At 63.8% G+C, this 13,978-nt stretch carries 14 protein-coding genes; 7 read left to right on the plus strand and 7 right to left on the minus strand.

Going from position 1 to position 13,978, the window contains the following annotated elements:
• The first annotated feature begins 73 nt into the window (after nucleotides 1-73).
• The 4 genes from VJ923_RS06525 to VJ923_RS06540 all read left to right on the plus strand — a co-directional run bounded on the left by VJ923_RS06525 (nucleotide 74) and on the right by VJ923_RS06540 (nucleotide 3,585).
• On the plus strand, nucleotides 74-529 hold the full coding sequence (locus VJ923_RS06525; protein ID WP_326439768.1) for a low molecular weight protein-tyrosine-phosphatase: 456 nt from the start codon (nucleotides 74-76) through the stop codon (nucleotides 527-529).
• A 318-nt stretch (nucleotides 530-847) separates the two neighbouring features.
• Complete coding sequence (locus VJ923_RS06530; protein ID WP_326439770.1) at nucleotides 848-2,455, plus strand: molybdopterin-dependent oxidoreductase; 1,608 nt, start codon at nucleotides 848-850, stop codon at nucleotides 2,453-2,455.
• A 12-nt stretch (nucleotides 2,456-2,467) separates the two neighbouring features.
• The gene (locus tag VJ923_RS06535) at nucleotides 2,468-3,307 is read left to right on the plus strand and encodes a molybdopterin-dependent oxidoreductase (RefSeq protein ID WP_326439772.1); all 840 of its coding nucleotides are present in this window, start codon (nucleotides 2,468-2,470) and stop codon (nucleotides 3,305-3,307) included.
• The gene (locus VJ923_RS06540; RefSeq protein WP_326439774.1) at nucleotides 3,304-3,585 is read left to right on the plus strand and encodes a molybdopterin-binding protein; all 282 of its coding nucleotides are present in this window, start codon (nucleotides 3,304-3,306) and stop codon (nucleotides 3,583-3,585) included. The genes VJ923_RS06535 and VJ923_RS06540 overlap by 4 nt, the downstream gene beginning before the upstream one ends.
• Nucleotides 3,586-3,643: 58 nt before the next feature.
• Here the strand turns inward: VJ923_RS06540 and VJ923_RS06545 are convergent, their stop codons facing one another.
• The 5 genes from VJ923_RS06545 to thrH all read right to left on the minus strand — a co-directional run bounded on the left by VJ923_RS06545 (nucleotide 3,644) and on the right by thrH (nucleotide 8,769).
• Nucleotides 3,644-4,507 carry a MerR family transcriptional regulator gene (locus VJ923_RS06545; protein ID WP_326439776.1) on the minus strand — a complete coding sequence of 288 codons (864 nt, stop codon included), beginning with the start codon at nucleotides 4,505-4,507 and terminating at the stop codon, nucleotides 3,644-3,646.
• A gap of 109 nt (nucleotides 4,508-4,616) precedes the next feature.
• Nucleotides 4,617-4,970 (minus strand): nitrous oxide-stimulated promoter family protein, encoded by a 354-nt coding sequence (locus VJ923_RS06550; protein ID WP_326439778.1) that lies wholly within the window; start codon nucleotides 4,968-4,970, stop codon nucleotides 4,617-4,619.
• 113 nt (nucleotides 4,971-5,083) lie between these two features.
• A complete protein-coding gene (locus VJ923_RS06555; protein WP_326439780.1) occupies nucleotides 5,084-5,965 on the minus strand; it encodes a class I SAM-dependent methyltransferase in 882 nt (293 codons plus the stop codon).
• Nucleotides 5,962-7,881 carry an elongator complex protein 3 gene (locus VJ923_RS06560; protein WP_326439782.1) on the minus strand — a complete coding sequence of 640 codons (1,920 nt, stop codon included), beginning with the start codon at nucleotides 7,879-7,881 and terminating at the stop codon, nucleotides 5,962-5,964. Before VJ923_RS06560 ends, VJ923_RS06555 begins: the two co-directional genes overlap by 4 nt.
• Nucleotides 7,882-8,169: 288 nt before the next feature.
• Nucleotides 8,170-8,769, minus strand: a complete 600-nt coding sequence (gene thrH, locus VJ923_RS06565; protein ID WP_326439784.1) for a bifunctional phosphoserine phosphatase/homoserine phosphotransferase ThrH — start codon at nucleotides 8,767-8,769, stop codon at nucleotides 8,170-8,172.
• 115 nt (nucleotides 8,770-8,884) lie between these two features.
• On the opposite strand from thrH, the gene VJ923_RS06570 reads away from it, so the two are divergent.
• Nucleotides 8,885-9,571, plus strand: a complete 687-nt coding sequence (locus VJ923_RS06570) for a dioxygenase (RefSeq protein ID WP_326439786.1) — start codon at nucleotides 8,885-8,887, stop codon at nucleotides 9,569-9,571.
• Here VJ923_RS06570 and VJ923_RS06575 read toward each other — a convergent pair.
• Complete coding sequence (locus VJ923_RS06575; protein WP_326439788.1) at nucleotides 9,566-10,474, minus strand: Ppx/GppA phosphatase family protein; 909 nt, start codon at nucleotides 10,472-10,474, stop codon at nucleotides 9,566-9,568. The genes VJ923_RS06570 and VJ923_RS06575 overlap by 6 nt on opposite strands.
• A 124-nt stretch (nucleotides 10,475-10,598) precedes the next feature.
• On the minus strand, nucleotides 10,599-11,384 hold the full coding sequence (locus VJ923_RS06580; protein WP_326439790.1) for a sortase domain-containing protein: 786 nt from the start codon (nucleotides 11,382-11,384) through the stop codon (nucleotides 10,599-10,601).
• 567 nt (nucleotides 11,385-11,951) lie between these two features.
• On the opposite strand from VJ923_RS06580, the gene VJ923_RS06585 reads away from it, so the two are divergent.
• Together VJ923_RS06585 and VJ923_RS06590 are read left to right on the plus strand one after the other, a co-directional pair.
• Nucleotides 11,952-12,797 carry a hypothetical protein gene (locus tag VJ923_RS06585; RefSeq protein WP_326439792.1) on the plus strand — a complete coding sequence of 282 codons (846 nt, stop codon included), beginning with the start codon at nucleotides 11,952-11,954 and terminating at the stop codon, nucleotides 12,795-12,797.
• A gap of 12 nt (nucleotides 12,798-12,809) precedes the next feature.
• Nucleotides 12,810-13,973: a CapA family protein gene (locus tag VJ923_RS06590; RefSeq protein ID WP_326439794.1), complete on the plus strand. Its 1,164-nt coding sequence runs from the start codon at nucleotides 12,810-12,812 to the stop codon at nucleotides 13,971-13,973.
• Nucleotides 13,974-13,978: the final 5 nt, after the last annotated feature.

Genomic DNA, 13,978 nt, shown 5'->3' on the forward strand with positions numbered 1-13,978 from the left:
TTTCCCAGAAGCTATCCGTCTTCGCTATGGGGCTTATGGGATACTAGAGGAAAACCGCGACTGAGGGAGTCATATGATTCGCATTCTGTTTGTTTGCCACGGGAACATCTGCCGGTCGACGATGGCCGAGTTCGTGCTGAAGGACATGGTGGCTCGCCGCGGGCTGGCTGACAAGTTCGAAATTGCCTCGGCGGCCACAAGCACCGAGGAGGTAGGTAACCCTGTGCATCCGGGCACGCAGGCGGTCCTGCGCGAGCACGGCCTCGGCGGTTTCGAGAAGAAGCGCGCCCGTCAGCTGCGCCGGGCCGACTACGACCAGTGGGATTGCCTCATCGGCATGGACACGGCCAACATCCGCAACATGAACTGGATTTTGGGCGGCGATCCCGAGGGCAAGGTGCACAAGCTTCTGGAATTCGCCGGCACAAACCGCAGCGTGGACGACCCCTGGTACACGGGCGATTTCGAGACCACCTACAACGATGTGGTCGACGGCTGCGAGGGCCTGCTGGCGTATTTGGGGTTCTAGCCGAGCCTTCAGCCTTTCCAGCCTGTCGCTTGGTGCGCGATGTGCTAGGCCCCATCGCCTCTGCCCGCTTGGGCGTCCAATACGGTGAATCGAATAACTTGTTTCAGCGAGAAACCTTGGTTGCGCTTGACCTTGACGTAGGGAGAACCCTTATCTTCGCGGTGCGCAGCGATGAGCTAGACGCACCGCGTTGGCCAATCGGAGGGATTGGCCGCACAGACCGCAAGACCGAGGAGGTGAGGGGCGGGCGGTCTTCCAGAGCGTCCCGCAGCGAGGGGGCTTTGGCGCGGTTCAAACTGCGAACAAGGAGACAAGAAAATGAGAAACCGAAAGAGAGAGGCCCTTGCTCTAGGTACGATGTGCCTGGTTGGGGCCCTGGTCTTTGGAAGCTTAGGGGGATGTGCCCCCAAGGCGACGGACGGGTCGTCGGCGTCGGCGGGCGATGAGGCGAAGCCGTCGGCTGCTTCCACGTACCTGCCGGCGGTCATCGAAAAGGAGAACGGCGTAAAAGTGCAGCGCACGCCAGATGAGACCGTAGAGCAGAACACGCTGGATGGCGGCTACTCCTACTTCCTCCAGAGCGAGGAGACCATCGAGAAGGCGCCGTACAACACGACGTACCTGCACGCTGACGAGCGCGGCTGCGGCTCGTGCCACGAGGATTTGGCCGAGAAGCTCAACAATATGACGTGGAGCCATGTCGATCTGACGAACAGCTACGGCATTCAGATTACCGTGCAGATGTGCAAGGACTGCCACACATTCGGCTACGGCTACATGGCCAATCAGCACTCGTTCGGCAGCATCATCCACGGCATCCACGAGGACGCAAGCGATGACATCGATTGCTGGAGCTGCCATGTGGGCACCGATCCGGCCAAGGGCATGCAGCTGTGGGACGAGGCCAAGTACACCCAGCTGCGCGGTATTCGTGCCGTGTCGCCGGTCGAGGGTGATTTCTCCTACGACCAGGATAAGATTACGCCCAACGACGCTCTGTTCGACTTCGATTGGCTGTACTACGACAACGACTACCTGCGTCACGAGAAAACTGCCGAGAACGCCGAGCTGGATCAGGAGACCTTCGACAACTGGACGGTGACGGTGAGCGGCGCGGTGGCAAACGAGAGCACCAAGACGCTTCCCGAGCTGGTGGAGGCCTTCGGCACTGAGGACATGACGGCCACGCTGCACTGCACGCTGGACTCCATCGGCGGTCCGCTGATTCAGAACTGCGAGTACACCGGCGTGCCGTTGAAGAAGATGCTCGAGGCGGCGGGCGTTGCCGAAGACGCGGCGGCGCTGCAGATTCTCTCTTCGGATGGCTTTGTCGAGGTCATGGACATCGCCAAGGCGGACAACACGTTGCTCGGTCTTGAGGTGAACGGCGAGACGCTGCCCTGGGCCCAGGGATACCCGGTCGTTCTCGTTGCGCCGGGCGCGGCGGCGCCGGCCTGGGTGAAGGAAGTCTCCGATATCGTCGTGCTGACGAAAGAGGAGGCGGCCGCCTATCAGGAATGGAACGGCTGGCCCAAGGAGATCGACGGCAGCTATCTGGACTACTACGCACCGGGCAGCTGGCCGTTCGTGACCGACTCGACGGAGTTCGTCAACAAGCCGAGCGCGGCCATCTTCGACTTCCAGAACGGTCAGATCATCGAGACGGGCAAACCCTACGAGTTCACGGGCTATGCCACGGCCTATGACGAGACCATTGCTGCGGTTGAGTTCTCCATGGACGGCGGCATCAGTTGGACGCGGTTCGATACTCCGAACGTGACGAATGCGCAATGGGTTATCTGGCACTTTACCTATACGCCGCCCGAGGATTCCGCCTATGTGCTTTCCGTGAGGGCTATTACCGACACGGGCCGCGTGAGCGACGAGCCGGTCGAGATGATGTTCAACGCAAAGTCCGCGAGCTAGCAGGGGGCAATCATGAGTAAAAAGGGATCTATCGCTATGAGCGTGGTGGCGCTTGGCGCCATGACGCTGTCAACCTTGCCGCTGGGTCAAGCTTCGCTGGCCCAGGCGGCCGAGGGGCCCGAAGGCGCCGATGTTGCTGCCGCGGAGGCTGTTGAGGGCCAGGGGCAGGTTACTGCGGTCAACCAGGTGAGCAACATCGAAGGGACGTTCACATGGAACCAGGACGCCGTCGCTGATAATCCGACGCTGAGGAAAGTGCTTTACGAAGGGGTGTCGACCTATCTTTGCGGAGTGCACGGCAATGTGGCCGATGTGGCCGCCGGCGCCGCTTCGTTGAATCGCCCGGTGGTGGAAGGCGAGAAGATCGTCGCCCTTAAGGTGAGCGGCGATGTTGGCGCCTCCTTCGTCGCCTCGATTGACGAGTGTCTGGAACAGGCTCCCATCAAGACTACGCTGGGCTGCACCTGCGCGGGCAACCCCGCCGACGGGCGCGCGAGCGCGAATGCGGAGGTAACCGGCTTTTCGGTCAAGGCGCTCATCGAGCGCGCCAAGCCCTCCGATGAGGCCAACACCATCACGTTCACGGCCCAGGACGGCTATGGCGTGTCGCTTCCTCTGTCCTATGTGATGCAGCGCCATAGCGTCATCGTCACCGAGGTTGGCGGCGCGACGGTCAATGAGGCGCTCGGATGCCAGAACCAGCTTTGGCTCGGGGCGACGTCGGCTCGTTCTTTTGTCCGAGATGTCGTGTCCATCGAGATAACCTGCGAGGACGCCGTGCCTGAGATACCGCAGGCGGAAGGCTGCAACCAGCCCAATGTCGGCGTCTTGTCGGGCGAGGCGATCGCGTGATACCCGCCATCGAAGCTGTCGTCGGGCATCCGGTGGAAGTGAAGGGCTATGCCCAGAACTTCGACGGGCCTATCGGAGCCATGGAGTTCTCCTGCGACGGTGGAGCGACGTGGACGACCTATGAAACCGCAGGAGCCGACCAGTCGCTCAACGTGAATTGGAGCTTCAGCTTCACTCCCGAGAAATCGGGGGCCTATGAGCTGCTCGTTCGCGCCGTGACGGATGAGGGGGCATCGACGCCCGAACCTGCTGTGGTGCGCGTGAACGTGCGGGAATAAGCGCGGCTCCTCTTCGAGCATGAGGGCCTTTCGGGCGAACGCTGCCCGAAAGGCCCTTTTATTGGCTGCACCCTGCGACGGCCACGGGAATCTGCTGCTTGAACAGCATATCGCGCCCGTCAAAGTCGAAGGCGGGCGTATCGGCGATGATTTCACCGAGATAGTCGCCGACGATTTCGAAGTGGTGCTCGTCGGCGTAGGCGAGCAGGGTCTCCAGCCCCGAGAGCTCGGCGTTGCTTCCGTCGCGGGAGACGTAGTGGTCGGTATAGAGCGTCAGGTAGCGCCCCGCCGGAATGGTCTCGAGTGCGCAGCCTTCTGGCGCGTGCTCCCGGTCTATCATGACGAACGAGCCCGAGAGCCTGAAATTGCGGGCAAGGAGGTCTTCCTGCGCGATGCGGCAACCGACGCCTCTGAAAAGCGAGCGCGGCAGGCCCTGGTCAAGAATGGCGCGCTTGGTCTGACGCAGATTGATTTCCCATTCCCGCACGAACGCCTCGCCGTCGTTGGTCACCTTGACGGCTGCCTCATGGAAGATGCCGAAGTTCACCAAGGTGCGCTCCGGGATGTTCTCAACCATGACGACGTTGAACAGCGGGCTTTCGCGAATGGTCTGGCAGCTGGCTAACAGTCGCTGAGCGTCCGCGAGGGCGGATCGCTGCTGACAGATGGATTGCTCAAGGGCGCCAATGCGGCCCGCAAGCGCCGCCTCGAGAGATTCGATGTCGCGGTGCTCCAAAATGCTCCGAATCTCATCGATGCTGAATCCGAGTTCCTCGAACTCGATAATCATGTCGATCGTCGAGCTTTGTTCCAGCGAGTAATAGCGGTAGCCGTTCGAATCGTCTATGCGGTCGGGATGCAGCAATCCTTTGCTCTGATAGAATCGCAAAGCGCGCTCGCTCACGCAGTTGAGAGCAGCCATTTCCCCAATGCTGACATTCGCCTCGTCCACAGGCGTTCACCCCCCTCGGTAGGTGTCCATGATAGCACGCTGAAGCAGGCACTGAGGGTTTATGGGCGAGTCGGGAGATCTACTTCTTCAGCAGGTGCCGGAAGGCGGCTATGGGGTGGTGGGCAATCATGCGGGGGCCGGCGTAGCGCATGACGGCGCGGATCTGCTCGCGCTCGGCTGGGGCGTAGCAATGGTTGCCGCACTCCTCGCAATTGGTCTTGCGATCCATGGAGCGGCAGCGCTCGGTGCGCAGGACGCAGTAGTCGTCGATGGCCTTGCAGGCGGGGCAGAGCTCCTCGCCGGCGAAACTCGTTTCGGTGCGCGTTGCGGCGTCGTGGTTTCCGGCACAATAGATTGCCACCATGTTCGAAATGGTGCGCTTCTCGCGCTCGCGGCGGCGGGCGACGGCGGGGGTGTCGGGTGTTTTGGCCATGGGGCGCACTTTAGCAGAAGCGCTGCCGCTGCGTAATTGGCTTCGCATAATTCCCAAGGTGCCTGCTGCGTGATAAGCGTGGGTTATTCGGTGCCGCGCCTGTGGTCTGCGCCCTAGTGGCGCTGCAGAATCACGTAGCGGTTGAGGTTGCCCGGCTTGCCGTCGGCGGAGAAGCGGGCGAGTTCGCGGAAGGTGGGGCTGGAAGAGTGGGCTTGGGCCAATGCTTGTTGGACGTTTGCGAGAAGGGCGTCTATCTCGGCGTCGGGCGTGTGGTGGCAGAAGCGGTAGACGCGCTCGGCCTCCTGCCAGCCGAGAAGGAAGTCGTTTTCCTGGAAGAGGGGCAAGTTGTGCTCGGCGCGGCCTGCGGCGGTGACGGCTTCGGCTTTGGCGGCGAGGCGAGGGTCGTTCAGGAACTGCCAAAACGACACGAGGGCGAACCCGCCAGGGCGCAGGGCGCTTATAAGTTCCTGGAGGATGCGGGTGCGCAGGGCGAAGGTGGGCACGTGGTGCATGAGCCCGAAAGCCACCGCGATATCGCAGGTGCCAGGGTTGGCGAGCGGGGTGCCGTGGTTGTTGAGCAGGTGCTCTACCAAGTCGGTCTCTTGGAATTCCAGGGTGAAGCGCTCGGAAAGCGGGGCGGTGCCGTCTTCCGCCAAGGCGGTGCAGTTGTCCAGGGCGCACACGGCGACAGGCCCCCGGGTATGCGTGGCGAGGAAGCGCTCGAAGCGGAGGTTGCCGCAGCCGACGTCGAGCACGGCGAGGGGTTCGGCGGCCAGTGAGGGGCGCTGTTCGGAGATGACCTCCCAGGCCTTTTCCCAGCCGTGCCAGGGTGCTTGCCGGGTGACGGAAAACGAGGCAGCCTCGCGGGCGTAGAACTCCGTGGTGAGCGCGCTGAGCTGGCGGACGACGGCGGCGGGGTAGGCGTTTGGATGCGCCGCGTCATGCGGTCGCCCTACGCGCGCGGCAGCGGTACTTTCGTTGGCGGCTCTGCTCATGACAGCGGCCGCTTTTGGTAGGGGCCGGCGTCTTCGAAGCCCAGGCTGCGGTAGTAGGCGCGGGTGCCCACAGCGCTGATGACGTTGAGGGCGGCATAGCCCGCTGCGCGCGCCTGAGTGCAGGCCTCCTCCACGAGCTTGCGGCCCAGTCCCAGATGCTGGGTTCCCTCGCCGGTTGTGTGCAGCGCGGCCACCTTCCCGTAGACGTGCACTTCGCGGATCATCGCCTCGCCGGGTACGGGAAGGCCGCATGCATCCTCTGGCAAATGCGGTGCTTCGGGGGCATCGGGACATTGCTCCACGGCGGCCCAATCGGGCAGCGACAGGCGGCAGAAGCCGGCGATCTTGCCTGCGGGGGTGACCCACTGCAGGAAGTGCTCCTCGGTGGTAGCCGTTTGGTAGACGATGGTCTCCAGGGCGAGATTTTCCACCTCGGCGCCTTCGACGGAAATCTCGCGGGAGCGAATTTCCCGAATAGGTTCACCGGCTTCTTCCACGGCGGCCTCCACGATCTGGCGGAGGTTGGTCTTCTTGTTGCCGGCGAGGATGTCGGTGGCCGAGATGTCGCGGATCATGCGGGAAATGCGGGTCCAGGGCGGGGTGGCGAGCACGTCGGCGACGAGGACGCCCACGAGCTCCTCTTCGGTGTAGGGGCGCCAGCGGCCGGCTTCGAAGCAGTCGGTGAGGTGGGCGCTTTCCACGAGGCAGCAGGGGTAGAGCTTCACCTCGTCGGGCAAAAAGGCCGGGTCGGTGATAAGGCGGCGATAGTCGGCGAGGTCGCCTTCCGGCGTGGCGCCGAGCAGGTTCACCATGAAGTGGATGTGGTTCTTGAACCCGTAGCGGCGCAGAAGCGCCATGGCCTGCGCGATGCGTGCGGAGGTGATGGCGCGCCCGTTGGCGGCAAGCAGGTCGTCGTTCAAGCTCTGGATGCCGATCTGCACCTTGGTGCAGCCAAGCGCACGCAGGGTGCGGCAGCTTTGCTCGGTAACGAGGTCGGGCCGGGTCTCCACCACGAGTCCCACCACACGCTTGGCCGCTCCCTCGTTGGCGCGGTGCAGTGCGAAGAGGGCGTCCCAGGAGAGATCCCTCTCGCCATCGTTCCGTAGGGGCAGACCTCGGTCTGCCCTCCGGTCCTCCGTTAAAATTTCGGGATGCGATAATGCCGCGGAATCGTGTCCGCATAGGGTCCTGTCGCCATAAACAATCCCCCAGGCCTCGTTGTACGTCAGCTCGCCCGCGTTGATGCGCTGCTGGATGTCAGCCGCGGCTTCGGCCAGCTCGTTTCGTTCGCGGGGAAGGCCTTGCGTTTCGTGCCACGCGCGGCGCTCTGCGGCCGTACGGGCGCGCTCCTCGTCGCTTGCATTCAGCGCGCGAAACAGCTCGCCGATGAACCAGCGCTGGTAGGCTTCCGGGTAATCGCTCCACGTGCCGCCGAGCACGATGAGCTCAACCTTGTCGGTAACATGTCCCATGTCCGTAAGCGCCCGCAGGCGTGCGGTCACCTGCAGATAGGGGTCGAACCAGCAACGTTCGGCGCGCTGGCAGGCGGGCTCGTCGGACAGGTAGCTTTTCGGCATGCGGATGTCGCTCGGGCAGAACACGCAGCTGCCCGAGCAGGGCCAGGGTTTGGTGAGCACGGTAATGGTGGCCACGCCCGAGGCGGTGCGCCGGGGCTTGGCCTGCAAAAGACGCACGATGGCCGCGTCGGTCTCTGGCGCCACGTTCCAGGCCGCCCAGCGCTCAGGCTCCTCAGAGCGCACGCGCAGATAATAGGGGAGCAGCCGCCGCTTCGCCACCTGGCGCGTGCCGTCGTGAGCAGCGCGGTTGTAGCGCCGCACGAGCTTGTCGAGCCACACGGCATCAACGGTCTCACCCTCATCCAAGGCAGCGATTATTTCCAGCAGCGCTTCTTCCATGCCCATATTATAGGCGCAGCGGTAACATGCGTGGGAATTGCAGAAAAGTTTCGATAGTGGTGCATCTGACAGGTCGAACTATGTCTGATTGGGGTAAGACCAATCTAAATATAACGATAACCGATATATTTAGACAGAATCATCTTCTCGATCTGAAGCGAGATGCACCACTATCGAAGAAATAATGCATTTGGCAGCGAATTTGCGCATCGGCAGGGCGTCTCTGCCAACCGCATTTTGCAGCGAACCTGCACATCGGCAGCGTGCCTCTTTCGGCATGCACTCGCGTTATAGCGCGGCCTTGATGGCGGCGAGCAGCTCGTCGTAGGTTTCCAGGGCGGGCAGTTCCGGATGCTCGGCCTTGATGGCGTCGGTGGAGCGGAACAAAAAGCCTGCTTTGGAATCGAGAATCATGCCCAAATCGTTGTGGGAATCGCCGGCGGCGATGGTCTGAATGCCGCAGGAATGCAGCGCGCGCACCGTGGTGAGCTTGCTTTCGGGGCAGCGCATCTTGAAGTCGGTGATGGTCCCGTCGCCAGCCACCACCAGCTCGTTGCAAAACAGCGTCGGCCAGCCGAGCTTTTCCATGAGGGGGCGGGCGAACTGCTCGAAGGTGTCGGAGATGATGATGACCTGGGCGGTGGCGCGCAGCTCATCCAAAAACGCGCGGGCGCCCTCCATGGGGTCGATCTTCGCGATGACGGCCTGCACATCGGGAAGGCCCAAGCCGCGCTCGCGCAGGATGTTCAGGCGATAGTTCATGAGCTTGTCGTAATCGGGCTCGTCGCGCGTGGTGAGCTTCAGCTCGGGGATGCCCGACTCCTCGGCAAAGGCAATCCAAATCTCGGGGACCAGCACGCCTTCCAGATCGAGGCAAACGACGTTCATGGGGCTTCTCCCTTCCGCAGGTTTTCGAAAAGTGGCCCCAGCATAGCGCTCGAGACGGTAGAATGGCCTAACGCACTAGGCGACAGGTGAAATTGACGTAGCGAGGAGAGTCTTCGTGACTAAAGTCATCAGCTCCGATCATGGGGAGAGGGCCCAGGCCCGTGAAAGCGTGCTCGCGGTGCCCGAGGTGATGCGCGCCGCACCCGGCATTGCCATTCAGGGGCGCAAGATTCGCTCGCTCGTGTTCTCGACCGATCTCGCCGTCATCTGCCACTGCGATGCCGACGCCGTGCTCGCGGTGTACCCCTTTACCTGCCAGCCCGCCATCACCCAGGCGCTTGTGGCCGCCTCTCAGCGTCCGGTGTTCAATGGGGTGGGCGGCTCCATCACCCAGGGCGAGCGCTGCGTGGAGGCGGCGCTGCACTCCGAGATGTCCGGCGTGGCAGCCGTGGTGGTGAACACGTCCATTCCCGCCGATTCCATCGAGGCGTTGGTGGAACGGGTGGGCGTGCCCGTGTGCGTGACCGCCTGCGCTGCCGACGATGTGGTGCGCCGCCAGATTGAGGCAGGGGCCTCCATCGTGAACGTGGCGGCGGGTCCGCGCACGCCGGAGGTGGTGGCGGCTCTGCGCGGGAAGTATCCCGAACTGCCGCTTATTGCCACGGGCGGCGCCACCGACGATGCCATCCGCGCTACCATCGCTGCCGGCGCTGATGCTGTCAGCTGGACGCCTCCCGCCATCGCCGATTTGGAGCGCGAGGTAATGGAGAAGGCCCGTCGCCTTGCAGCTGAGCTTCTATAGCATGTGGGTGATGAGGTAGCCTTCGCGGATGCCGTACTTGCAGGGGACGACCTCGGCGGCCTGAAGCTCTTCCATAAGCGTGCGCAGGATGACCATGCCGGGCACGAGGCTGTGGATGCGCTCGGGGGCGGCCTTCACGGCGCGATGGGCGAAAGTGGGCGCATCTCCCTGCAGAAGGTCGAACAGCCCCTCCAAATCGCCGCGGGCGATAACGCTTGGTCGCACGCCGTCGGCGGAAATGGCCGCGAGCATCTTGGCCACGGCGCGCACCGAGCCGCCGATGCCGTGCAGACGCTCGCTGCGGTAGCCGTCCTTGTTCGGCAGCGTCTCAACTTTCCGGCGAAATGCATCCCCCATGATGCGGCACTCAGCTGGCGTGGGCAGCACGGTGCGCACATAGTTCGCGTAGGCGAGCACGCAGCCGAAGGGTATCGAGGCGCCCGCATGGTCGCCATCGGGACCCAAGGCCGTGAGCTCCGTGGAGCCACCGCCGATATCCACCAGCGTGCCGGAGGTAAGCGAGTTGCCGACAGAGGCGCCCACAAAGCCGAGGTGGGCCTCGTCGCGGGCGGGCAGCACCGAGAGGGGGTGATCGATGGCCTCCTCGATGGCCGAGGCGGCCGCGTCCGAGTTCGCGCAGTTGCGCAGCACGGCCGTAGCGAAGATGTCGGTGCGCGAGCAGCCGAGATTGTCGGCCAGACGCAACAGGTCGCCCAGCGCCGACTCGGCGCGCTTGATGCCGGCCTCGGTAAACACGCCGTTGCTTACGTAAGCCGCCAGCCCCGCCATCTTCTTCTCGTCAATCAGCGTGCGGAAGGGCTTGGTCTCATCGGCGGGTTTGGGCTCGTAGACGACCAAGCGCACGGAGTTCGATCCGAGGTCGATGACGCCAAGCCGTGCCATGGGGTTCCTTTCTTCGGAGGTTTCCTGGGCTTCTGCTTAGGGTAGCGCATCTTTCCCAAAAGAGCCGCCCGATCGCGAAGACCGGGCGGCTCGAAAGAGGGGGGGAGGGGAAACGGGTCTGCCGCTAGTCGGCGATGACCACACGGTAGTGGGCGTTGTCTCCGCAGCAGGTCTGCAAGATGATGGACTCGCCGTAGTTGGTCACACGAGATTGGATATCCTCCCAGTAGGTATCGTCGGGGACGGTGAAGCCGTCGACGACGTGGTAGGTGCGAGTTTGGCCGTCGGAATCGCACACCGTGACCGGGTCTCCGCTCTTCAGCGTCATGACGCAGGTGAAGTCCCCGGGGTTGTGGCCGATGAAATAGCCCCAGCTGCCATCGACGGTGCTATCGGAGCCCATCCACAGACCCGCGCCGGAGGCGGGGGCCGAGGCGGTCTCGTAGGAGGGGATGTAGGTCATGACATCGCCGTTTACGTTGATGGTGTCGGGCGTCATCTCGTCGCCTTCGGGGGAGATGACCTCAAGCGGCTTGGTCACGACAACCTCGGCGCTCAGCGTCTCAGCGCTCTCGGCGTCCCGCGATGCGGCGCTCTCGCTTTCGGCGGATGCGGCCTTCTCGCGGCTCGCGCTGTGCTGGGCGGCAAGCGTTGCGCGGCTGGATACCGCGTCCAAGGCCAGCTCGTTGTGAATCTCATCGAATTCCGTGGCCATGGCCACCGCCTCTTCCTGGTCCTCGTAGACGATGATGGACGCCACCTGCTTGGCGATGGAGGTGTCTTGGGCCTTGACGGGCATGGGGAGCGTCCGGGGATCTTGGGCCGGCTCGATAGCGTAGGCGAGTCCTCCGGCCAGGGCCAAAGCGGCGACGCTGGCGACGACCGTGGCGAAAACTTTCGGTGCCTTCATGGTCTTCTTCCTTTCACGAGGCCTCTCGACGCCGGGTGGGGCGGTCGTCGCGGACGGGCTTCTTCTCGGTGCATGCGAACCCTCTCGTGCAGCCAGAGCCCAAAGGGGACCCCGACCGTGTCTATCATAGAGCGTTAAGGTAAGAAATAGGGCCTGAACTGGTCTTTGTTTGATTGCCGTATGCTCTGGTTAACGTTTCGGGAAGAAAGAAACCGCCCTGAAACGCGGCCGTTTCCGTTCCGTCGCCATTGTTGACACGGTGCAAGTAAGCACGCGGCGAATTGCGCAGGAATTGTGAGAGGATACTCGCGAAACCCGGCGACGGGAAGGTCGAGAACCTGCGTCGCAACGGCTGTGCGGCGCTGCGCGGAACCTGTGGGAGAGCCAATTGTCAAAGTCTGCGGGCTTTTCGCGAAGAGGGGAGGTGAACGGGGGAGTTTTTGCCTATAATAAGCCCACTTGTATTTCGATGGACACAACCGCGTCCCAAGCCGCCTGCGACTGAAGACGCCGCCACCAAACGAACACGTGAAACGCACGACCGAACGAACACGAGGTTGATCATCCATGGGAATGAACGAAGACCCCCGAGAGGCCGCCTTCGGCCGTGGCGCCGAGCGCCCCGAGGCGCCCGCTGGCCGCGCCCCCCAAGGCTCGCGCGGCCAGATAACGACCCGCCCCTCGCGGGAAAGCATCCTGCAATCCTACGCCTCCCAAGATGAGATGCGCGCCCGCGATGCGCGCCTGCGCTCCCAGCAGGCCGCCCGCTCCTATGCCGCCAGCGCGGCCCAGCGCGACGCCGACCGCGCTGCCCGCCAGGAGGCTTTGGCCGCCCAGCAGCGCGAGCAAGAGGCCCGTCGGGCCGCCCAGCGCAGCCAAGGTGCCGCGCCCTCCCAGCGCGCTTCCCAGCGCCGCACGCGCGTGGTGCCCCCGCTCTCCTCCCAGGAAAGCTACGACTTGACGCGCTCTTCCATGGAAAGCTACGAGCGCGCCCGCGCTTCCCGCGACGCGTTGTCCGAGACGCGCCGGGGCCGGGCCCTTAACCGCGAGGTCATCGACGGGCGCGGCAGCATTGACTCGCGCACCTTCAACGAGAGCCATCAGATCTCGTCCTACTCGCGCGACGACCGCGACCGCCACGATCCCATGATTGACACCATGGACAGTCGCACCTGGCACTCGCGGGCGGGCCAGGGCTTCGTCACGCCGGCCGACGGCGCGCCGGTCGCTCCCATCGCGCCGCGCCGCCCTCGCGGCTCCAACGCCTCGGACGTCGGGTTCGCCGGCGTTATGAGCGGGCGCTCGAACTACGGCGGCACCCAGGGGGCCGCAGGCATGCCCCTGTTCCTCAAGGTGGCCCTTCCCGTCATCGTCGTCTTGCTTGCCGTGATCATCTACCTGCTAGTGTCTTAGAAAAGGCCGAATATGTACGCGAAACCCACTTGTCCGACGCCGCTCAAGGTGTTCCTCGTTCTTGTCATCGTCATCGAGCTTGCGGCCATCGGCCTTCTGCTCGCCGGTCGCGCCGGCGCATCGGAGGGCGGCGCGCCTGTCGAGCGGACGCCCGAGCCCGCTGCCACGCAGCCGGCCGCCGCGCCGGAAGCGGAGGCGAAGCCGGCCGATGGGGCGGCCGAGCCCGAGGGCGAGGCGGCCCCCGAGCCGGTGACGCTCACCATGACCTTCGCCGGCGATTGCACGCTCGGCACCGATAAGAACTACGAGAACGAGCGCTCCTTCAACAGCCGCTGGCAAGCCGAGGAGGCCGACGCCGCCTACTTCTTGCGCAATGTGGCCGAGGTGTTCGGTGCCGACGACCTGACGGTGGTGAATATGGAGGGAGCCCTTACGGAGCGCGGCGAGCGGGCCGACAAGTCCTTCGCCTTCCGCGGCAAGCCCGAGTACGCCAAGATTTTGTCCGCAGGCTCGGTGGAGGCGGCCACGCTTGCCAACAATCACTCCCAGGACTACGGCCAGGACGGCTACGACGACACCATCGCCGCCCTGGATGCGGAAGGGGTGGAAAGCTTCGGCTACGACCGCATCGCCTATATGGATGTGAAGGGCGTGAAGGTGGCGCTCGTCGGCTCGTATTTCCCCGAGGACAGCGAAGAGAACACCAGGGAGATGACCGACAACATCGCCGCGGCCCGCGCCGAGGGGGCGCAGATCGTGGTGGTGTACGTGCACTGGGGCCAGGAGCACGAGTACGACATCACCGAGGGCCAGCAGCTAGCGGGCCGTGCCGCCATCGATGCCGGCGCCGATCTGGTGGTGGGCTCGCATCCCCACGTCATCCAGGGCTGGGAGCTCTACCAGGGGCGCTACATCGTCTACAGCCTGGGCAACTTCTGCTTCGGGGGCAACACGAACCCCGACGACAAGGACTGCCTCATCTTCCAGCAGACCTTCACCGTGACCGGCGATGCGGTGGCCAAAGACGACAAGGTGAACTTCATCGCCTGCTCGGTATCCACCGAGACCGATCGCAACACCTACCAGCCGATGTTGGCCGAAGGCGACGAAAAGGCCCGCATCGACGCGAAGCTTCAGGAGGCCGCCGACCGTATTGCCGCGGGCACGACGGCCTAAGGGTC

It is taken from the genome of Adlercreutzia shanghongiae (genome assembly GCF_035830635.1).
Taxonomy (GTDB): domain Bacteria; phylum Actinomycetota; class Coriobacteriia; order Coriobacteriales; family Eggerthellaceae; genus Adlercreutzia; species Adlercreutzia shanghongiae.